The sequence below is a fragment of the Streptomyces sp. NPDC001507 genome, assembly GCF_042894765.1.
GTDB lineage: Bacteria > Actinomycetota > Actinomycetes > Streptomycetales > Streptomycetaceae > Streptomyces.
On sequence record NZ_JBIAVV010000015.1, the window covers coordinates 78,733 to 97,753 of the forward strand.

Genomic DNA, 19,021 nt, shown 5'->3' on the forward strand with positions numbered 1-19,021 from the left:
CGTCCTCGGCCACGGTGCGGTGGCGGGCGGCAAGCACACTGTACCCGCGAGTCGACAACGTATGTTGTCCGGTGCTGTGCTTGGGCAGTAGGGTGGCGCCATGCCTGATCCGTCTCCCGCTCCCCGCCGCCCGGGCGACGATACGGCCGCGCTCGTGGCCCGGCTGGTGGACGAAGTCACCCGGCGCCTTGCACCGGAGAGCGCCCACCCGCCGGCCGACCTCGCCGACAGTGCCCGCGAGTCCCGCAGATACGCTCTGCTGCGCCTGCGGGTCCTCACGGACGTCAAGCAGGCGGTCCGGCACCTGGAGGACCAGGCCGCGCATGCCGCCGCCGAGAGCGGAGCCGGGTACCCCGAGATCGGCCAGGCGGTCAGCATGAGCCGGCAGGGAGCAAGGCGCCGCTGGCCAGGTCTGCTCACCAACGGCACAACCCACCCGACCCCTCACCCCCCACACCGGAGCACCTGAATCATGGCTGCCGCCGCAACCCGCCCCTACGACGTCCTGCTGGTCGAGGACGACATCGCCGACGCGATGCTCATCCAGGACGCCCTCACCGAACGCGGTGCCCGCAACCTCACCCAGGTCTCCGACGGCGTCGAGGCGCTCGACTACCTGCGCAACCCGGACAACGCGCGCCCCGACCTCATCGTGCTCGACCTGAACATGCCGCGCATGAACGGGCGCGAGTTCCTCGCCGTGGTCAAGGAGGACGCCGAACTCCGCACCATCCCGGTCGTCGTCCTGACCACGTCCGCCGCCCCCGACGACGTCACCGGCGCCTACCACCACCACGCCAACGCCTACGTCACCAAGCCCGTCAACCTCGAGGAGTTCGAGGCGGCCGTCCGCAGCATCGACGCCTTCTACCTCGACATCGCCGTCAAGCCGCCCAGGAAGTAGCACTCGGTCCCGGTCGCGTCGGCTGGTGCTCCTCAGTCGTCGGGGCCGGGGCGGTGCACCGTGACCAGATCGGCCAGGCCCGAGACGGTGAGCACTGGCTCCAGCAGCGCAGTGACGACGAGTTGCAGCCGTTCGGCGTGGGCGAAGAGCACGCTCAGTCCGGCGCTGTCGAGATATTCCACCGCGGTCAGGTCCAGGACGAGCGGACCCGGCTTGCCGACGAGGGCGTCGTCCAGGGAGCCGGCGTTGCTCATGTCGATCTCGCCGCTGACGGTGAGACAGGCGGTACCGTCCGGGTGCCGCCCGGAGGTCAGGGTGAGCGGGGTGGTCATCGGGCGATCCTCATCTGCATGTCGACGGTGGTGCCGGAGGGGCCGGGGGTGATGGTGACGTGCTGCATCATGGCGCGCATGAGGGCCACGCCGCGGCCGCGGTGGGCGTTCTCCTCGGGTTGGGGGACCTTCCACAGGCCGCTGTCGGCGACCGTCAGCCGCACGTCGTCCACGCGTGCTTCGGCGCGGAGCCGCACGGCCTCACCGGGGTTGTGCCGATGGCCGTGTTCGATGGCGTTGGCGCACGCCTCCCCCGCGGCGACCAGGACGTTCTGCACGGTGTTCGGAGGAAGATCGCACCGCGCGAGCCAGTTGCGCAACGCCTTGCGGACCGGCGCCAGTTGAGCCGACTCAGCGGGGAAGGACATCTCCAGCGGCGCCGGATGCCGGTAGAGCAGCAGCGCCACGTCGTCGTCGTAACCGCCGGCCGGTGCGAGCCGTGACATCACCTCGGTGGCCAGGTCGTCGACGGGCATGGCGCGACCGTTCTGCACGGCTTCGCCGGCCTGCTCGATCCCGGCGCTGAGCGGGCGTCTGCGGCGTTCCACGAGTCCGTCGGTGTACAGCAGCAGCGTGGCCCGCGCGGGCAGGGTGTACGCCGCCTCCGGGCGTTTTCTGCCCGGCCGCACGGCCAGGGGCAGGGAACGCCCCTCGTCCAGCAGCCGGGTGGCGCCGTCGGGGTGTGCGACGATGCCCGGCGGGTGTCCGGCGCTGGAGTATGTCAGCTCGCCCGTGCCCGGATCGAGGACCCCGCAGAAGACGGTGGTGCACAGGGCCCCTGGAACACTCGCGGCGAACTGGTCGAGGGCCATCAGCGTCCGGGACGGGCTGGGGTCCTGCAGCATCAGCGCGCGACAGGCGCTGCGCAACTGCCCCATGACGCTGGCCGCCTCCAGGCCCCGCCCGACGCAGTCGCCGACGACGATGCCGATCCGCCCGTCAGCGAGCGCCACGGTGTCGTACCAGTCGCCTCCCACCTCCAGCGGGCGGGTCGCGGGCTCGTAGCGCACGGCGAATCCGGCGGGGAGCCGGGCCGGTCCCAGGATGGCGCGTTGCAGGGCGATCGCGGTCCGGCGGTGCTGGTCGATCTGGTGCGCCCGTACCAGTCCCTGGGTGAGGTGCCCGGCCAGCAGCGAGAGCAGGAACCGGTCCTCGGGGGTGAAGGGCCGGTGTTCGCCCAGATCGATCCACAGGGCCAGGGGACCGTCCGGGTGCTCCAACAGGATCCCGGCACCGCTGTCCCCGGCGACCGGCGTCAGCGGTGCCTGGCGGCGCAGTGCCACGAGCGCGTCCCGGCGCTCGGCGGGCAGGTCCGCCCACCTCGGGTCCGCCTCCGTGGCCGTGAGCACCGGTACGTCGCCGCGCTCGAACAGGGCGGCCACCACGCTCCGCGCGCGCCACAGGGTCCTCAGTTCGGCGAGGGCGCCCGACAGCGCCTCGGGCATACTGGCGGCTCGGGAGAGCGTCGTGCTCAGCGCGGCCAGTGCCGTCTCGCGCCGGACCGCGTAGTGCTCCGCGGTGACGTCACGGAAGGTGCCGACGGTGACCCGGCGCCCGGTGTCGGGGTCCTGGGCCTTGTTGTAGGTGACGGTCACCCACAGGCGGTGACCGTCGCGATGGGTCACAGGAACGGTATGGGAGCCCTGGTCCCGAGCCAGCAGACCGGCGAAGGCGTCCCTGACCCGACGGTGCGCCTCGGGGTCGGTGGCGGCGTCCGGCCACCACGGCTGCGACGGCGTGTACGGCAACTCCTCGGGGCCGTAGCCGAGGATGTCGGTGAAGGCGGTGTTGATCTCCACGACGGCGCCGGACTCGTCGCAGACGAAGAACGCCTCCTGGAGGGAGTCGATGAGCGCTGTCCGCCACCGGACGTGATGGCCGCGCAGCCGGGCCAGTTCGACGTTCGCGCGCACCCGGGCCAGAAGCTCCGCGGCGGCGAAGGGCTTGACCAGGTAGTCGTCGGCACCTGCCCGCAACCCCTCGATCGACGCCTCCTGCCCGGCCCGGGCCGACAGCAGCAGCACCGGCACCGAGGCGGTACGCGGGTCACCGCGCAGCCTCGCCACCAGCTCAAGCCCGTCCAGCCGGGGCATCATCACGTCACTGACCACAAGGTCGTGCATGTCCCGGCGGACGGAGCGGAGGGCTTCCACCCCGTCGGTGACGGTGGTGACCTCGTAACCCGCCTGAACGAGGACGCGGGCGAGGTACTCGCGCATGTCGGCGTTGTCGTCCGCCACCAGCACCCGGGCCCCGGCTGCGGATCCGGAGCCGGTCGCGACGGCGTCCGCCTCGGGCTGCACTCCCGAGCTGCCGCCCGCGGTGCCGGTCCCGCTTTCCGGAAGCCAGCGCAGCGCCTCCTGGACGTACGGGTCGGCGGTGGCCGAGGCCGACGTGCCGCCCGCTTCGGACACCACCGCCTCCGGGGGCAGATGGGCGTTCCCGAGCGGCAGCCGGACGGTGAAGGTGGTGCCTTCTCCTTCCCGGCCGGCGGCCGTGATGGTTCCGCCGTGCAGACCGACGAGCTCCCGCACCAGGGCGAGCCCGATGCCGCTGCCCTCGTTGGAGCGGGAGCGGGCGTTCTCGATGCGGTGGAAACGCTCGAACAGCCGGTGCGTCTCCGGCTCCGGGACACCGATACCGGTGTCGGTGACGGTGACCACGGCATCCGTGCCGCCCCGGCGCACGCGGACACGGACCGAACCGGCGAAGGTGAACTTCAGCGCGTTGCTCAGCAGATTGAGCACCACCTTCTCCCACATGCCGCGGTCGACGTACACCGGTTCCGCCAGGGGCGGGCAGTCCACGTCGAAGGAGAGCCCGGCCTTCTCCATCGCCGAGCGGAAGACGCTGGCCAGCTCCGCGGTGACCTCTGCCAGGTCCACCGGTTCGTAGCGGGCCTGCATGCGGCCGGCCTCGATGCGGGAGAAGTCCAGCAGTGTGTTGACCAGCTTGCCCAGGCGCAGACCGTTGCGGTGGACGACGTCGAGTTCCTGCCGTACGTGCTCCTCGGCGCCGGCGAGCCGGGTCCGCAGTTCCTCGACGGGTCCCATGATCAGGGTCAGCGGGGTCCGGAACTCGTGGCTGATGTTGGAGAAGAAGACGGTCTTGGCCCGGTCCAGTTCGGCCAGTTCCTCGGCCCGCCGCTGCTGCGCCTCGTAGCTCCGGGCGCTGCCGATGCCGGAGGCGATGTGCCCGGCGGTCAGCTCGACGAACCCACGGTAGCCCTCGTCCAGTACGCGGTAGCGGTTGAGGGCAGCCACCAGGAAGCCGTAGGGCACGCTGCCCTGCTGCAGCAGCGGGACCACGAGTGCCTCGACGGGCGGTTCGGGCCAGTCACCGGCAGGCAGGTCGGCGAGGGCGTCGCCTGCTAGTGGTACCAGGGCCGTCTCCCCCGCCGCCGGCGCCGCGACGGGCCACGTGCTGCCGGGGTCTTCGATCCGGAGGGCGGCCGGCGCGGCCGGATGGCCGGCGGGAATGCCGGTCGAGCCGGCCAGCCGTGCGGTGGATCCGTCGAAGAGGTACGTGAGGGTGAAGGGCAGATCCTTCCGGTTGCGGCCCAGTTGGCGGTCGGTGAAGGCCAGCACCTCCTGCTCGGTGCGGATCACGCTCGGGTCCGAGCCCAGCTCGCGCAAGGTGGCCATGCGCCGCTCGCCGATCACCCGGTCGGTGTCCTCGCTGACCACGCACAGCATGCCCACGACGGCGCCGGCGTCGTCGCGCAGCGGGCTGTAGGAGAAGGTGTGGTACGTCTCCTCGCTGTACCCGGAACGCTCGAGGAACAGCAGGAGGCCTTCGTCCCAGGTGGCCTCGCCGGTGGTGAGCACAGCTTCGATGCGCGGGCCGATGTCGTCCCAGATCTCCGCCCACACCTCGTTCGCGGGCCGTCCCAGGGCCCATGGGTACTTGCGGCCGAGCGTGTCACGCCGGTACGCGGCGTTGCAGAAGAAGGTCAGCTGCTCGCCCCAGGCCATCCACATGGGGAACCGGGAGGACAGCAGAATGCTGACGGCCGTCTGCAGGCTCTGCGGCCAGTTCCGAGGCGGGCCAAGGGGGGTGGCCGCCCAGTCCACCTCCGCCAGGTCCCGGCCCACCTCGTGGTCGGCGGCGAACACCTCGCCGTCTCCCACCGCCGGCTGCGGCCTGCGTCCGGCCGCCTGATCAGCATGCTCCACGCGGTACCCGTTCCCCTCATGCCGGCCCTTCACCGGGCCTCACCGTCGCCGAACGCGTACGCGAACCGCTTCTGACCACGCGCCAGTACCCCCCTGCCCGCGAAACCGCCGCCGACGCTGGCGCCGACGGCCGCACTCTCCGCCGTCGAGGACGGCGCGCCACGCGGAGCCGGATCGGCGCCTTCCGCTCCCATGTCTGAACTGGGCGGACCAGGGAAGCCGTGCTGGGGCAAGCCCCCCGTACTCCACCGAGAACCGAGGTGAACCATGGCGCAGGATCTGACCCCGAAGTACACGGTGCCCGGCATCGAGCGCGAGGCGGCAGGCCGGCTGATCGGACTGCTCCGGCTCCGCCTGCACGCCCTCAACGATCTGCACCTGACGCTCAAGCACGTGCACTGGAACGTGGTCGGGCCGCACTTCATCGCCGTGCACGAGATGATCGACCCGCAGGTGGACCGGGTCCGGGACATGGCCGACGACGTGGCGGAACGCATCGCCGCGCTCGGCGGCGTCGCGCAGGGGACACCAGGAGCCCTGGTCGACGAGCGCACCTGGGACGACTACTCCATCGGCCGCGCCGACGCGATCGCCCATCTCGGCGCGCTCGACCTCGTCTACACCGGAGTGATCGAGGCCGTCCGCGCCGCGATCAAGGAAGCGGGCGACATCGACACCGCCACCGAGGACCTGCTGATCGAGCAGCTGCGCGACCTGGAACAGTTCCAGTGGTTCGTGCGGGCCCACCTGGAGAGCGTGGGCGGCACACTCGCCACCGGACGGGCCCGGACCGAGAAGGAGGCCGCGGCCAAGGCTGCCGAGCTCGGCTGAGCGGACCCACCCGTACGCCTTGCGGCTGTTGGGGGAACTACCGCGGCGCCGTTGCGTCTGCAGTGCCCGGTCGTGACAGGCAGGGCCTGGTGTTCCTGCGCGTGACCGGCTGTGAAGCCGACGGGGCCGGCCGGGCTCCGCCTGCGCCGCAGGCACCGCACCACCGACCGTGCGTGAACCGCCCTTGGGGCTTGGTTCAGGAGGCTCGGCCCCCGGTGGCGTCCGGGAGGCGGATGGCCAACAGGGCGACGTCGTCGTCGTTGTCGTGGGGCCGGGCGCGGTGGAGCAGCTGGTCGGCGAAGGAGCCCAGGTCGCGGTGGGCCAGAGAGGCGGCGTGCCGGCGCAGGTTCTCCATCCCCTCGTCCAGTGGCTGTCTGCGGGATTCGATCAGGCCGTCCGTGTAGAAGACGAGTGTCGAAGCCGCGGGGAGAGTGACGCGGGCCTCGGAACGTGGCCGGGGCGAAGGCACGCCGAGGAGGAGTCCGTTGGCCTCGGTGAGGTAGCGCGTCAGGCCGTCACGGCCGACGAGCAGCGGCGGCGGGTGACCGGCGCTGCTCCACCGCAGCTGCCAGGCGCCGGCCGCGTCGACCGCCAGCCGGGCCAGGATCACGGTCGCCATGCGGACGTCCGTGATCTGCATCATGGCTTCGTTGAGATGCTCGACGATGCCGTGCGTCGGCCGGTCCTGCGACCAGGTGAACGCGCGGATCATGTTGCGCAGTTGCGCCATGCCCGCCGCCGCTTCGAGGTCGTGACCGACCACGTCACCGATGACGAGTGCGGTGTCACCGCCGGGAAGGTGGAACGCGTCGTACCAGTCGCCACCGACGTAGGAGGCATCCGGGGCGGAGAGATAACGGGCGGTCATGCCGACACCCGGCAGATGCGGCAGCTGGGGCAGCAGATAACGCTGCATGGTCTCGGCGACCTGGCGCTGGCGCTGGTAGTGGCGCGCGTTCTCCAGCGCCAGGCCGATGCGCCGGGCGATGTCCTCCAGCAGGGCCAGGTCGTGCGTGGTGAAAGCCACACCGTCGTCGGAGCGGCCGAGCGTGATCGCGCCCAGCACCTCCCATGGCCCCCGGATCGGGGCGATCACCGCGGTCTTGATCCCCGTCACCCGGAACAGCTTGCGCTGCTCGACGGCGATACCGCTGTCCGGTTCGGCCTCGTAGGTCTGCGGGCCGGCGAGGTTGGAGGCCACTCCTCGCAGGGCTCTGGACAGAGGCATGGGGGATGCGTCGGAAACCGGAGGCATCGGTCCCTGCAGGTCTGCACGCACGGTGAGGCCCTCGGTATCGGCATGGACCACCAGATACCGCGACACATCACCACTGTCCGTGATCAGGTCGATGACGGCCCAGTCCGCCAGACGAGGCAGCACCAGGGCGACCACCCGGTGCAGCGCCTCGTCCACGTCGTTGTTGGAGATGAGCTGGGCTGTGGTGTCGGCGAGCAGGGCCAGCCGTTCCAGCTCCGACAGGACCCGGCCGGGCCTCGGCGACGGGATCGGCCGCACCGGGTCGGCTATGGCATCGGTCATGACCGCTCCTTGTCGAGCCGTGCAACGCGGCGCAGAACGGGGCAGTCAGGGTCCCGCCAGCACGCTCACCCGCTGTGAGCGGACAACGTTCCCGGGCGGATGACGGCGAACACCCGGCTCCCTGCGATGCCGGGCGATGTGCTGCGGTCGGTGCGTGACGATATGAGAACTACCTGGTGAGCTGCTGTTTCCCCAACAACCGACCGAACAGCGGCAGCAAAAGGCCGCAGCGACATTTGTAGCACAGGCGTTCCTGTGACTACCGCGTCACGCAGCCGCGCCCGCCACGGCCTCAGTCCCTGCAGGGCTGAGCGGCGTCAGTCCGCGTCGGCGATGAAGCCGAGCAGCGCGGTGGCTACGGCTTCGGGTTGCTCGTCGGGGATGTAGTGACCGGCGTCGGGCACGACCACTCCGGTGATGTTGTCGGCCCATGGGCGCATGGAGGCTGCCATGTCCGGGATGGAGCCGTGACTGCTGGAGATTCCGAGGATGGGCACGGTGAGGCGCTGCCGGTTCAGGGCTTGGTGGTTCCTGCGCGCCGACTCGGCGGCGTCTCGGTAGTAGGCGAGGGAGGCGCGGAGGCCGCCGTCGGCGGCGAGGGCCGCTGCGTAGTGGTCGAGGTCGGTGTCGTCGAACACGTCAGGAGAGAGGGCCTTCGTTTTCAGGAACCAGCCGACATAGTCGCGTTCGCGGCCGGCGAGCAGGGTCTCGGGCAGGTCGGGCACGAGATGGAACGCGAAATGCCAGGTCTTCCACGCCCGGGCCGGGTCGGTGGGAATGGATTCCGGGAGGGTGACACCGGGGATTCCGGCGTCGAGCAGGGCGACCCCACGCAGCCGGCTCTCGTGGTTGAGGGCGAGCGAGAAGGCGACCCAGGCGCCGATGTCGTGGGCGGCCAGCCAGTAGGCCGACACTCCGAGTGCCTTTACGGCGGCATGGACGTGGGCGGCGACCGTGTGCGTGTCGTAGCTGCCCTGCGGGCGCTCGGAGTGGCCCTGGCCCGGCAGGTCGATCGCGATGACGCGGAACCGGTCGGCGAGACCGGGCATGACCTTTCGCCAGGCCTGCCAGGTCTGCGGGAACCCGGCGAGCAGGACGACAGCCGGGCCTGCCGGCCGGCCGCCTTCGACGGCATGGAGGCGGACGCCGTCCGCGTCGACCCAGCGGTGCGTGAACCCGTCCAGGCCGTGCAGCGGCAGGCCGCGAACGGGGTTGGCTTCGGAGACCTGACCGATGGGGGTCGCAGGCTCAGTCACGGGAATCCTCCATGGGTGACGGGTTTACCGGTTCGGTGCTGCGCACCAGGGCCACGCCCACGACGGCGATGGCGACGGCGTGAACAGTGAGGCCGTGGCGCATGGCGATCCCGGCAGCCGCCCAGGCGACCGGCAGGCCTGTCCCGGTGCTCCGCCGCAGGAGCCGCGGTCATGATCATGCCTGCGAACCTAGCACATCTTGAACTATTCAGTTCAAGATAGAATGGCGTGCAGCACAGCCCATGGACATGGACACACCGGCAAGGAAGTGCCACGTGGCAGGTAAGAAGCAGTTCGACATGGACGCGGCCCTCGACGCCGCGATGATCCAGTTCTGGCGCGCCGGCTACGCCGACACCTCGGTGGACGACCTGTCACGGGCAACCGGCCTGAACCGCAGCTCCATCTACTCCTCGCTCGGCGACAAGGACACGCTCTTCCTGCGCTGCCTGGATCGCTACGCCACGCGCTACGGCGACAAGTACGACGCCGCCCTGTCGTGTGCAGCCTCTGAACCCCTGGCGGCTGTTCGTGCGTTCTTCGACGTCACCCTCGAGCGCATCGCCGATCCCGAACTACCCGACGGATGCCTGATTGCCCAGTCGGCCATGGCGATTCCGGTGCTGAGCCCGGCCGTCGCGGCACACGCCAAGGAGGCGCTCGGCCTCCAGCGGCTGCGCCTGCGCACCGCGCTGCGGGCCGGGCGACTGACCGACCGGGACGCCGACGCCTTCGCCGAACACACGGCCGCCGTGAACCAGTCTCTCGCCGTCATGAGCAGAGCCGGGGCGAGTCCGGCGCAGCTGCTGGCCATAGTGGGCGTGACCGTTGGCGCGCTCTCGCAAGCGCTGCGCGCAACCGTTTAGAGGAGCAGGGGCCGGCCGGCTGACCGACGGGTTCCTCCGGGATGCCGGACCGCCGTCGAAGACGGAGCCCGGCTTGTTGCGCGCAGGTGGCCGGGCCCCGTGTTTTCCGTCATACCGAGCGGACACTCGCAGCAGGGGAAGGAAGGAAAAGGCACAAACCGGCAGACGTGCCGGCCCGAGAGATGAGCCGTCATGATCATGCAGGCGGGGAACCCGGCTGCGAGCCGCCCGAAGAGGGCCAGGTCAGGGCGCCGTGCGCAGGAACGGAACATCGCATGGGCGTGCGAGCAGCGCCCTGTGAGGACAGGGAGGCACTTCCATGCCGACACCACTGATATCCCGGAAGCCCGAATCCCTGCACGGCCTGTCCGCCGTGGTCACCGGCGGCTCCCGAGGTCTGGGCCTGCTCATCGCCGACGAGCTGATGGACCGCGGCTGCCACGTCACGCTCGTCGCGCGGGACGCTGCCGAACTGGAGCGGGCCGACGGGCTGCTCCGGCAGCGGCATCCGCAAGGCTCCGTCCGCACCCACGTGGCCGACGTGCGGGAGAAAGAGGCCCTCGCCGACCTTTTCCACCGGACGGCGGCGGCCGACGGGGGCGTGGACGTGGTCGTCGCCAACGCCGGCATCATCCAGGTCGCGCCTGCCGAGACCGCCGGCGCGGCCGGATTCGACGACGCGATGGGCACGGTCTTCCACGGCGCGCTCAACACCAGCCTCGAAGCACTCCCCTACCTGCGCGAGAGCCGGGCCGGCGGAAGGCTGGCCCTGATCGGCTCGGTGGGCGGTCTGCTCGCCGTGCCGCACCTGCTGCCGTACTCGTGCGCCAAAGCCGCCGTGGGAGCCCTGGCCGAAGGACTGTACGCGGAGGCGGCGCGCGACGGCGTTTCCGTGACCGCCGTACATCCGGGTCTGATGCGCACCGGCTCGCATCTGCACGCCGTGTTCGGCGGTGACCGACGACGCGAGTTCGCCTGGTTCTCCGCTCTCGCCGGCACCCCGCTGCTGTCGATGGACGCACGCCGCGCGGCCGACCGCATCGTCACGGCCATCCAGCGGCGCCGTCTCCGCCTCGTGCTCACCCCCGCCGCCCGCGTCGCCGACAAGGCCCACGGCCTCGCCCCGGCGCTCACCGCACGGCTCAGCCACGCGACGGCCGCGCTGCTGCCGGCCGCGGAGGACGAACCGGACCTGCGTCCCGGCATCGACGTCGAACCGGCAGCCCCGCGCACACTCGGGGAACGCCTGCGCTCCGTGGGCAGCGCGCTGAACGACCGCGCCGCCCGCGCCTACAACGAACGCCGCCACACCGCCGTTGAAGGACACCAGCACTGACCCCCACCGAAAACTCCGGCGCCACCCTCCCGATCAGGAACCGGCGGCGCCGGGACCCGGACGAGACGTTTGTTCGTATCCGATCGGAGCACACGATGAGCTGACCCAGCCCTTGTCGAGGAAACGGAGACGCACCATGGGAATCATCGCGTGGATCATCATCGGCCTGCTCGCCGGCGCCATCGCCAAGGCCTTGATGCCGGGCAAGGACCCCGGCGGCATCATCGTCACCATGCTCATCGGCATCGTCGGCGGTCTGCTCGGCGGCTGGCTCGGCAAGGTGATCTTCGGTGTCGACTCCATCGACGGGTTCTTCGACCTCTCCACCTGGATCGCCGCGATCGTCGGCTCCCTGATTCTGCTCGTCCTCTACCGCCTCGTCACCGGTAACCGGCACTCGCACCGCCACGCCTGAACCGCCGAAGGCACATGTCCACGCCGCTGACGGCTCCCGCCCCGGTCCGCCGGACGGGAGCCGTCAGCATGTACGGCGCACCAGGGCCGACGGGGCCGAGCGTAGGAGCGTCGGGCCGAGGGCTTCCTTCCGGGCGTCTGTCACCGGGCCCGCGCGCCGAGTGCAGATTCACGCACCCGCCAGGCAATCGTCAGGCCGACGGGCGGAGATCGATCCGGGCGGTGACCCGTTTGCCGGCCGCCTCCGGCAGAACGGTGAGCTCGGCCGCAACAGCCTTCACGATCTCCAGGCCGTGCCGGCCCACCCGGTACGGATCCGCCTGTTCGGCCACCGGTTTTTCTGGATGGCTGTCCCACACCTCCACCTCCACCGCAGCTTCCGCCCGGCGCAGCCGCAACAGAATGGGGCCGGGTGCGTACTTGCAGGCGTTGGTGACCAACTCGCTCACCACGAGCTGAGCCAGGTCCAGGATGCGCTCCGACACCGTCGAATCACCGCCGGCGGCTGCGAACCGGGTGAGAAAGACGGCAGTTCGGTGACGGGCCTCGGCGATGCAGGAAAGGTCTCCCGACAGTGCGATGGTCTCCTCGACCGCCGCAGACATCGGTCCCTGGCAACACTCGCACTCCGGGTCCCCGCCCATCCGTCCTGCCACTCCCGCCTCAGTCGTACGCCATCCTCCCGGGCGCCTGTCCCGCAGGCACAACGTGTACCTGTGGCAGGGCCATCCGGGGGTACTACCAGTACCATGCGTGAGCAGATCCTCGTCGAGGAAGTGCTACAGGGCGGCACCGACACATGCTGAGGGGCTGTGACGGACAACGACAACTGGCGCCTTTCGCTCACCTGCAGCCATACCGGTGGCGTCAGGGTGCTCACGGCCTGCGGCGAGATCGATCTCGACAGCGCTCCCCAGCTCCTGGATGCCCTGACCGCCGATGGCGCTGCCGCTCCGCTGACGGTGCTGGATCTCAGCGACGTCACCTTCATGGACTCCAGCGGCATCAATGCCCTCATCGCCGCTCATCACGCCGCACGGCGCCATGGCGGCCAACTGCGACTCGCGGCCCCGAGCCCCAACGTCGCCGAGATCTTCGGCATCGTCGGCCTCCCCGGGGTCATCCCCTGCCACCCCACCCTGCGCGACGCCCTGGACGCCTGCCCCCGACAGCCGGATGAACCGGACGCACGGGACGTGGCTGATGCCCGCCACAACCGCGGCGGGCATCAGAACGGCACTTCGTAGAGAGTCAGCTGGTCGTGAGCATGCCCTCACGCAGCCGGGCCAGGCACCGGGACAGCAGCCGGGAGACGTGCATCTGCGACACGCCCAGGCGCTCGCCGATCTGGGCCTGGGTGAGCTCCTCCACGAACCGCATGTGAAGGAGCTTGCGGTCACGCTCGTCGAGTTCGGCAATCATGGGGGCGAGGGCGTGGAAGTCCTCCACCAGTTCCAGCGCCGCGTCCTCGGTACCTATGAAGTCCTGCAGGGCGCTCTCACCGTCCTCGCTGCCGCTGATCGCGGCGTCCAGGGAGGAGGAGTTGTAACCGTTGGCGGCCAAGCGGGCCTCGACGACCTCCTCTTCGGACAGGCTCATCAGCTCCGCCAGTTCCTTGACCGTCGGGTCACGGTCGAGCCGGGTACGCAACTCCTCCGTGGCCTGGGCGAGCTGGACGCGGGCCTCCTGGAGCCGACGCGGCACATGCACGGCCCAGGTCGTGTCGCGGAAGAAGCGCTTGATCTCGCCGACGATGTAGGGGATGGCGAAGGACGTGAACTCCGCCTCCCTGGACAGCTCGAACCGGTCGATCGCCTTGATCAGGCCGATCATGCCCACCTGGACGATGTCCTCCATCTCCTCCGGCCCACGGCTACGGAACCGGCCGGCCGCGTAGCGGACCAGGGACATGTTCATCTCGATGAGCGTGTTGCGGGCGTAGCTGTACTCCGGCGTGCCCTCCTCCAGGACGGCCAGCTGTCGGAAGAACAGCTTCGACAGCTCGCGAGCGTCCTTGGGTGCCATCCGGGAAGGATCTGCGACCTCCGGCAACTCGGCCGTCCGCGTCTGTGCTGCCAGCGTGCTGGGTGCCATGCCGACTCTCCTCCCACGATCGATAAAACCACTGCCGGCCTGCCGGAATGGCCCGCCGACGGAGCGCGTACCCCGCCGTCTCGCGTTCACTCCTGCTGCCTGGGCGAACCAGCGGATCGAGCCGAGACGGCGCCGTGGACATCGCCAGGTTCACCTTCACAACAGACCTGACGGAGTCGGTAGTTGAGCGAAGCCAGGTCGTACGAGCCGAACGCCCTGCCGCGGGACTCGGTCAAAATCAGCGTGTGCCTGGACAGCGGGCCTGGGAACTCGCCTGGGTGTGGAGCGCCCAGGAAGCATGGTCAAGGCCGCCGGCCGCGGACTGTCCGGCCGGCCCAGGCCCATCGACGTACCGCCCGGCCGTCGGCAGGGCCGGTGGCGCGACTACCGGTGGATGGATCACACGGCCATGGCGAGCGCCGTCGTGTGGCTCCGCACCAAGGACAGCGAGCCCATGCTCCACCGGCGCCGGCAGCACGTCCTGCGCCCATGACGAACACGACGAACACCGCGCGCCGGACCGGTGCAGCGCCGGCCATCCCCGTGTACCTGACGGCGGCCGTCCTCGCCCGCACCGCTGACGAGGGCGCCCGGGTCGCGCTCGTCATGCTGGCCACCCAGCGTGCCGGCAGCCCCGCGCTCGGCGGCGCGCTGGTGGCGGCCCTGATGATTCCGCACGTGGCCGCCGCGCCCGTGGCCGGCGCTCTGGCCGACTCGGTACGGCGGCGCCGGCTCTTCCACGGCGGTGCCGTGACGCTCTACGGTGCCGCGCTCGCCGCCCTCGCCGTGCTGGTGGGCAGGGTCTACGACCTTGTAGCGCTGCTGCCGGCCGTGGCCGCCGGCTGTGTCGCCCCCCTGCTCACCGGCGGACTCACCAGCCTGCTGGGCGAATTGCTCAGCAAAGAGCAGCTGACCAGGGCGTTCAGCGCGGACGCCGTCTCCTACAACCTGGCGGGCATCTGCGGTCCCGCCGTGGCGGCGGCCCTGGGCACTGCGGTGGGTGCGGGCACCGCCCTCGCCACCCTGGGGGCCGGGGCGATGACGGGCGGAATGCTGCTGTTCTCGCTCCGGCTGCGCCCGCGGCCCGGCGGCCGGAAACCGGCGGGACGGCTGCGGCCGACCGAACTGCTGCAGGGAGCCGCCGAGTTGGCACGCAATCACCGACTGAGGTCGGTCACCTGGGCCAGCGGTGTCGGTCAGCTGGGCGTCGGAGCACTGCCCGTCGTGACCGTGCTGCTGGCCGCCAAGTACCACGCGTCCTGGGCGACCGGCGGTCTGATGACCGCGTTCGCCGCCGGCGCCCTGGCCGGCTCCCTGAGCTACGCGTACCGGCCGGTGGGCCAAAGGCACCCGGAGCACGTCGTCCTCTGGGGGCTGTTGATCACCGGTGTTCCACTGGCCATGGTGCCCCTGACCCGGCACGCCGTCCCGGCGGCCGTCCTGTTCGCCATGGCCGGTTTCTGTACCGGCCCGCTGTTCAGCGCGTTGCTGGCCAGCCGCGAACGGTACGCCCCGGCGGCCGTGCGCACCCAGATCTTCACCCTGGGTGCCGGGCTCAAGAGCACGTTCGCGGCCGCCGGTGCGGCCGCGGCCGGAGCCCTCAACGGGCTGGGGTCTGCCGCTCTGCTGCTGGGAACTGCCGCCTGCCAGGTCGTCGCCGCGGTGCTGGGCCTCGCCCTCCTGGCCGGCCACCGTCCGGCGCCGGCAGATCCGGAAACCGACCCGGCCCAAGCCCTCCCGCACGCTTCGGACCGCGGGGCTCCCTGACGCGTCCGCGCAACACCACGACCCCCGCGCACCACGACCCGAGTCACACCGTGCGCCTCCTCCTCGAAGCGGTCGCCGGCGCCGTCGGCCTCTGTGCCAACGCCCCCTGCCTCGCGGAAAGCTGCTCGGGGGCATGCCGTCAGCCGCCGACGTCGCCGCCCAGGTCACGACGACCGACGGCTCGGCGAAGCGCGCCCCGAAAGACGGAATCCTCTGCTGCGGAAACAGGACCGGCGCGGCACGCCCCGGCACGCCGATGGCCGGGCCCGTCCCGGTGACGCCGGCGAACGGACGTGCCCGTGTACGTGGTCAGGCGGACCCCGCCTCGGACAGAGCGGTCTCCAACGCCTGCCGGATGTCCTCGGACAGCTCCTGGGCGGCGGGCCAGGCGACGATCTGGTCCGCGACCTCCCGGAGTTTGATGTTCGTTTTCTGGGAGACCGTCCGCAACACTGCGAATCCCTGGTCGGGGTGAAGACCGCCAAGGGATATGACCACGCCGATGGCCTGGTCGATCACCGCATGCGAGACAACGGCTTCCTGAAGCTGGCCGATCTCCCGCTGCAACTGACCGATCTTCCGAGCGAGCTCTTCCGGCCCGGAGACGTCGGCGTCGAACGGTGCGAGGTCCTCCTGGTCGTGCTCCGTCATGTTCCTCTCCTGGCAGGCCGACCCGGGGACCTGGTGGCGCTGGTCAGCGGGTTCTCTCTTGCTTGATACGTCACGTCGTTCCTGCGGTGGGCCGGGAGGCCGAGCCAGGGCCCGGGGCGGACAGCGACGGCGGTCGTCGCTGTCCGCCCCGAGCACGCTCGGCACTGATCACGCGGCAGGGGTGAGTTCGGCGCGTCCGAACAACAGCGCGTAGCCGGAAGGGAGTTGGCGCAGGATGCGGGTGATCAGGTCGGGGCCTGCACAGGCAGCGACGGCGGCGAAGACGGATCCGGTGTCCCAGCGGGTGGTGGCCTGCGAGGCGCCGGTACGGGTGGCGAGGTCCTTGACGAACGCCCAGCCGGTGAGCGGCTGGGTGTCGGGGATCTGGGCGGTGAGGATGCGTGCGGCCTCGAAGGGCAGGCGGGCGGCCAGTTCGACGCGTTCGTCGCCGGTCAACTGGCGTCCCAGTCCTGCGAGGACCAGGCGGACGGCTTCCTCGGCCTTCTCGCGGGTGGGGTAGGCGCCGTCGTAGCGGACCTTCTCCAGCAGCTGCTCGTACGCCCTGTCGCAGGGCTGCGGGAACGGTGCGGGTCGGTCGGACATCACTGCGGTGGTTGCCTTTCTGTCACCGGGGTCGTGGTGGCCGTCGTGCGGTCACCGGTGGGTGGGTGGTCGGTTGGGCCTGGGGCGGCCCAAGAGCAGGTCGCAGCCGGAGGGGGCTGGAGCGGGATCTGGTTCGTGCACGGTGTGGGCCTCGTGCACGGTGCCGTACTCGCCGCGTTCCTTCACGCCGCCGAGGAACGCATCCCGTCGCACCGGTACGTCGGACGCCGGTCTCCCTCGGTCCCAGGAGGACGCGGAGGACGGGCAAGAGGGGCGAACAGGTACCCGTCCTCCGCCGCGTCAGAGCCCTCGCCGGTCCGGCTCAGCCGGAGATCTCCTTGCGGTCGGCCCCGGGCCCGACACCGACGGCGATCTTGCGGGGCTTGGCGCGCTCGGCGATCGGGATGCGCAGGGTGAGCACGCCCGCGTCGTAGTCGGCCTGGATGTGCTCGGTGTCCAGCGTGTCGGCGAGCACGATCTGGCGGGAGAAGACGCCCAGCGGCCGTTCCGACAGGTCCATCTGCACGTCGTCGGCCTTCGCCACGGGCCGGCGCTCGGCCTTGACGGTCAGCATGTTCCGTTCGACGTCGATGTCGATCGCGTCCGCGCTGACGCCGGGGATGTCGAAGGCCACCACGTACTGGTCACCCTCGCGATGGGCGTCCATCGGCATCGGGGACGGCCGCGACCAGGTGCCGGGGCCCATCAGCTGCTGCGCCAGCCGGTCCAGCTCACGGAAGGGGTCGGTGCGCATCAACATCGGAAAACACCTCCAGAAGGTTCGGGCAGTGACTGCCAATGCGCCTCACGGAAACTGTTGTAGCATGTCATCCAATGGATGACAAACATGGTGTCGTCCGAAGGACGACAACCCGAGGGAGGTGCCCATGAACACGGCCGACCAGTCGGCTTCACCCAGCGCCGACGCGCACAGCCCGGCGTCGTTCCTCGCCGCCGCGGCGGCTCTGGAGGCCATAGACCAAGCCCTGAGTACCGCCCAGCACGAGGACCTCCACGCTCCCGGCACTCCCGAGGTCGGCACGGACCAGGCCCTCGCCTCCCTCCTTCTGCTGCGGCAGGTACGCGAGCGGCTCGCCGGCTGGGAGACCGGCCTGATCGAGACCGCCCGCGACGCCGGAGCCAGCTGGGCCGACCTCGCCCACCCCCTCGGCGTAGCCAGCCGCCAGGCCGCCGAACGCCGCTACCTGCGCGGCCGTCCCGGCCCGGCCGGAACCACCGGCGAACAGCGCGTCCAGGCCACCCGCGAACGCCGCGCCGCCGAACGCACCACCGCCACCTGGGCCCGCCGCAACGCAGCCGACCTGCGCCGCATCGCCGGCCAGATCACCGCCCTCACCGACCTCCCGGACGCGGCTCGCCTCCCGCTCGGCAGGCTCCACGCGGCCCTCGCCCAGGACGACCCCGCCGAGCTCATCCGCCCCCTCGGCGACACGCGTCCCCACCTGACCGGCACCCACCCCGACCTCGCAGCCCAACTCGACACCCTCACACCTCCCTGACCTGCCCCGTCACTCCAGGCGTACCTGGGACCGGGCATTCCGGCCGGCCGAAGAGCCGAGCCCCTCGGCTCGTTCACCCTGTCGACGGTCTCGCGCCGGCGGGCCTGGCGGCGAAGCCGGTCACGGATGACGCCGACGTCCCCCGGTTGCGGCCCAGCGCGGGACGAAGCCGTCGTTCGTCCGCCAGGGCGCGAAGCCGGCAGATGCGGGGCGCCCATTGATGCCGCTGTCGACGCCGTGGCGGACGCCGTCGACGTTCTCCCGACGCGGCTGCTTCCGGGGATGCCGTGTGCTCCCGCGGACCGGGGAGTGTGGTCCCGCGGACCGGGGAGTGTGGTCCCGGGGACCGGGGACGGGACGCGTCGGGAGGTTGCGCGGGTTCCACGCGCTGGCGCCTCCTGTCCCCGGCACGGCGCCCCTACCCCGATATCCCGGCGTGACTCGTGGAGCCGCGACACGCGCGAAGGACGCGAAGGACCCGTCCGGGTGTCGAACGGGTCCTTCGGCAACATGCTGGGCCGCTCAGGTCACCATCGGTACCAGCGACCCCGGCCGCCCCCCGTGGTGGTGGACCTCATCACGAAGCCGAGGAGCCACACGACCAGCACGACCACCGCGACCCACCAGAGGACCTTCAGGGCGAAGCCCGCACCGAACAGAATGAGCGCCAGAAGCAGGACCAGAAGCAGGGGAACCATAATTATCAACCTCCTGCGCCCCGATTGCCCTGCG

Annotated in this window: 21 protein-coding genes; 10 read left to right on the forward strand and 11 right to left on the reverse strand. The window is 70.8% G+C overall.

Translation table 11 applies throughout. The features are described from left to right. Window positions 1-100: 100 nt before the first annotated feature. A complete protein-coding gene (locus ACFY0K_RS39895) occupies window positions 101-469 on the forward strand; it encodes a hypothetical protein (RefSeq protein ID WP_390643980.1) in 369 nt (122 codons plus the stop codon). A gap of 3 nt (window positions 470-472) precedes the next feature. After that, entirely contained in the window at window positions 473-904 is a 432-nt protein-coding gene (locus ACFY0K_RS39900; RefSeq protein ID WP_390643981.1) for a response regulator, read from the forward strand. Between the two features lie 32 nt (window positions 905-936). Here ACFY0K_RS39900 and ACFY0K_RS39905 read toward each other — a convergent pair whose 3' ends face one another. From ACFY0K_RS39905 to ACFY0K_RS39915, 3 genes are all read right to left on the reverse strand, one after another. Beyond that, window positions 937-1,236, reverse strand: a complete 300-nt coding sequence (locus ACFY0K_RS39905; protein ID WP_390643982.1) for an STAS domain-containing protein — start codon at window positions 1,234-1,236, stop codon at window positions 937-939. Beyond that, window positions 1,233-5,351 (reverse strand): SpoIIE family protein phosphatase, encoded by a 4,119-nt coding sequence (locus ACFY0K_RS39910; protein ID WP_390644118.1) that lies wholly within the window; start codon window positions 5,349-5,351, stop codon window positions 1,233-1,235. The genes ACFY0K_RS39905 and ACFY0K_RS39910 overlap by 4 nt, the downstream gene beginning before the upstream one ends. 89 nt (window positions 5,352-5,440) lie before the next feature. Further along, window positions 5,441-5,605, reverse strand: a complete 165-nt coding sequence (locus tag ACFY0K_RS39915) for a hypothetical protein (RefSeq protein WP_390643983.1) — start codon at window positions 5,603-5,605, stop codon at window positions 5,441-5,443. 73 nt (window positions 5,606-5,678) lie between these two features. Here ACFY0K_RS39915 and dps point away from each other — a divergent pair, with 73 nt between their 5' ends. After that, window positions 5,679-6,242 (forward strand): DNA starvation/stationary phase protection protein Dps, encoded by a 564-nt coding sequence (gene dps / locus ACFY0K_RS39920; RefSeq protein ID WP_390643984.1) that lies wholly within the window; start codon window positions 5,679-5,681, stop codon window positions 6,240-6,242. Window positions 6,243-6,438: 196 nt separating this feature from the next. Here dps and ACFY0K_RS39925 read toward each other — a convergent pair whose 3' ends face one another. Further along, window positions 6,439-7,782, reverse strand: a complete 1,344-nt coding sequence (locus ACFY0K_RS39925; protein ID WP_390643985.1) for a PP2C family protein-serine/threonine phosphatase — start codon at window positions 7,780-7,782, stop codon at window positions 6,439-6,441. Window positions 7,783-8,099: 317 nt separating this feature from the next. After that, window positions 8,100-9,038 (reverse strand): alpha/beta fold hydrolase, encoded by a 939-nt coding sequence (locus ACFY0K_RS39930; protein ID WP_390643986.1) that lies wholly within the window; start codon window positions 9,036-9,038, stop codon window positions 8,100-8,102. Between the two features lie 275 nt (window positions 9,039-9,313). On the opposite strand from ACFY0K_RS39930, the gene ACFY0K_RS39935 reads away from it, so the two are divergent. The 3 genes from ACFY0K_RS39935 (at window position 9,314) to ACFY0K_RS39945 (ending at window position 11,655) form a co-directional block, all read left to right on the forward strand. Further along, complete coding sequence (locus tag ACFY0K_RS39935; protein WP_390643987.1) at window positions 9,314-9,904, forward strand: TetR/AcrR family transcriptional regulator; 591 nt, start codon at window positions 9,314-9,316, stop codon at window positions 9,902-9,904. A 319-nt stretch (window positions 9,905-10,223) separates the two neighbouring features. After that, a complete protein-coding gene (locus ACFY0K_RS39940; RefSeq protein WP_390643988.1) occupies window positions 10,224-11,240 on the forward strand; it encodes an SDR family NAD(P)-dependent oxidoreductase in 1,017 nt (338 codons plus the stop codon). A 136-nt stretch (window positions 11,241-11,376) separates the two neighbouring features. Next, window positions 11,377-11,655 (forward strand): GlsB/YeaQ/YmgE family stress response membrane protein, encoded by a 279-nt coding sequence (locus tag ACFY0K_RS39945; RefSeq protein ID WP_046731373.1) that lies wholly within the window; start codon window positions 11,377-11,379, stop codon window positions 11,653-11,655. A 190-nt stretch (window positions 11,656-11,845) separates the two neighbouring features. On the opposite strand, the gene ACFY0K_RS39950 is transcribed toward ACFY0K_RS39945, so the two are convergent. Continuing rightward, a complete protein-coding gene (locus tag ACFY0K_RS39950) occupies window positions 11,846-12,259 on the reverse strand; it encodes an ATP-binding protein (protein WP_390643989.1) in 414 nt (137 codons plus the stop codon). 207 nt (window positions 12,260-12,466) lie between these two features. Between ACFY0K_RS39950 and ACFY0K_RS39955 the strand changes: the two genes are divergently transcribed. Continuing rightward, window positions 12,467-12,901 carry an STAS domain-containing protein gene (locus ACFY0K_RS39955; protein WP_390643990.1) on the forward strand — a complete coding sequence of 145 codons (435 nt, stop codon included), beginning with the start codon at window positions 12,467-12,469 and terminating at the stop codon, window positions 12,899-12,901. A 4-nt stretch (window positions 12,902-12,905) separates the two neighbouring features. Here the strand turns inward: ACFY0K_RS39955 and ACFY0K_RS39960 are convergent, their stop codons facing one another. Beyond that, window positions 12,906-13,748: an RNA polymerase sigma factor SigF gene (locus ACFY0K_RS39960; RefSeq protein WP_390643991.1), complete on the reverse strand. Its 843-nt coding sequence runs from the start codon at window positions 13,746-13,748 to the stop codon at window positions 12,906-12,908. 298 nt (window positions 13,749-14,046) lie between these two features. Between ACFY0K_RS39960 and ACFY0K_RS39965 the strand changes: the two genes are divergently transcribed. Then, a complete protein-coding gene (locus tag ACFY0K_RS39965) occupies window positions 14,047-14,241 on the forward strand; it encodes a hypothetical protein (RefSeq protein WP_390643992.1) in 195 nt (64 codons plus the stop codon). Beyond that, entirely contained in the window at window positions 14,238-15,515 is a 1,278-nt protein-coding gene (locus tag ACFY0K_RS39970) for an MFS transporter (RefSeq protein ID WP_390643993.1), read from the forward strand. The genes ACFY0K_RS39965 and ACFY0K_RS39970 overlap by 4 nt, the downstream gene beginning before the upstream one ends. Window positions 15,516-15,824: 309 nt before the next feature. On the opposite strand, the gene ACFY0K_RS39975 is transcribed toward ACFY0K_RS39970, so the two are convergent. From ACFY0K_RS39975 to ACFY0K_RS39985, 3 genes are all read right to left on the reverse strand, one after another. After that, a complete protein-coding gene (locus tag ACFY0K_RS39975) occupies window positions 15,825-16,166 on the reverse strand; it encodes an ANTAR domain-containing protein (protein WP_390643994.1) in 342 nt (113 codons plus the stop codon). A 168-nt stretch (window positions 16,167-16,334) separates the two neighbouring features. Further along, window positions 16,335-16,769 (reverse strand): DUF2267 domain-containing protein, encoded by a 435-nt coding sequence (locus tag ACFY0K_RS39980; RefSeq protein ID WP_390643995.1) that lies wholly within the window; start codon window positions 16,767-16,769, stop codon window positions 16,335-16,337. Window positions 16,770-17,091: 322 nt separating this feature from the next. Beyond that, a complete protein-coding gene (locus ACFY0K_RS39985) occupies window positions 17,092-17,529 on the reverse strand; it encodes an Hsp20/alpha crystallin family protein (protein WP_390643996.1) in 438 nt (145 codons plus the stop codon). A gap of 127 nt (window positions 17,530-17,656) precedes the next feature. On the opposite strand from ACFY0K_RS39985, the gene ACFY0K_RS39990 reads away from it, so the two are divergent. Next, the gene (locus tag ACFY0K_RS39990; protein WP_390643997.1) at window positions 17,657-18,289 is read left to right on the forward strand and encodes a type III effector protein; all 633 of its coding nucleotides are present in this window, start codon (window positions 17,657-17,659) and stop codon (window positions 18,287-18,289) included. Window positions 18,290-18,816: 527 nt separating this feature from the next. Here the strand turns inward: ACFY0K_RS39990 and ACFY0K_RS39995 are convergent. Further along, window positions 18,817-18,987, reverse strand: coding sequence for a hydrophobic protein (locus ACFY0K_RS39995; RefSeq protein WP_093498613.1), 171 nt, complete (start codon window positions 18,985-18,987; stop codon window positions 18,817-18,819). Between the last annotated feature and the right edge of the window lie 34 nt (window positions 18,988-19,021).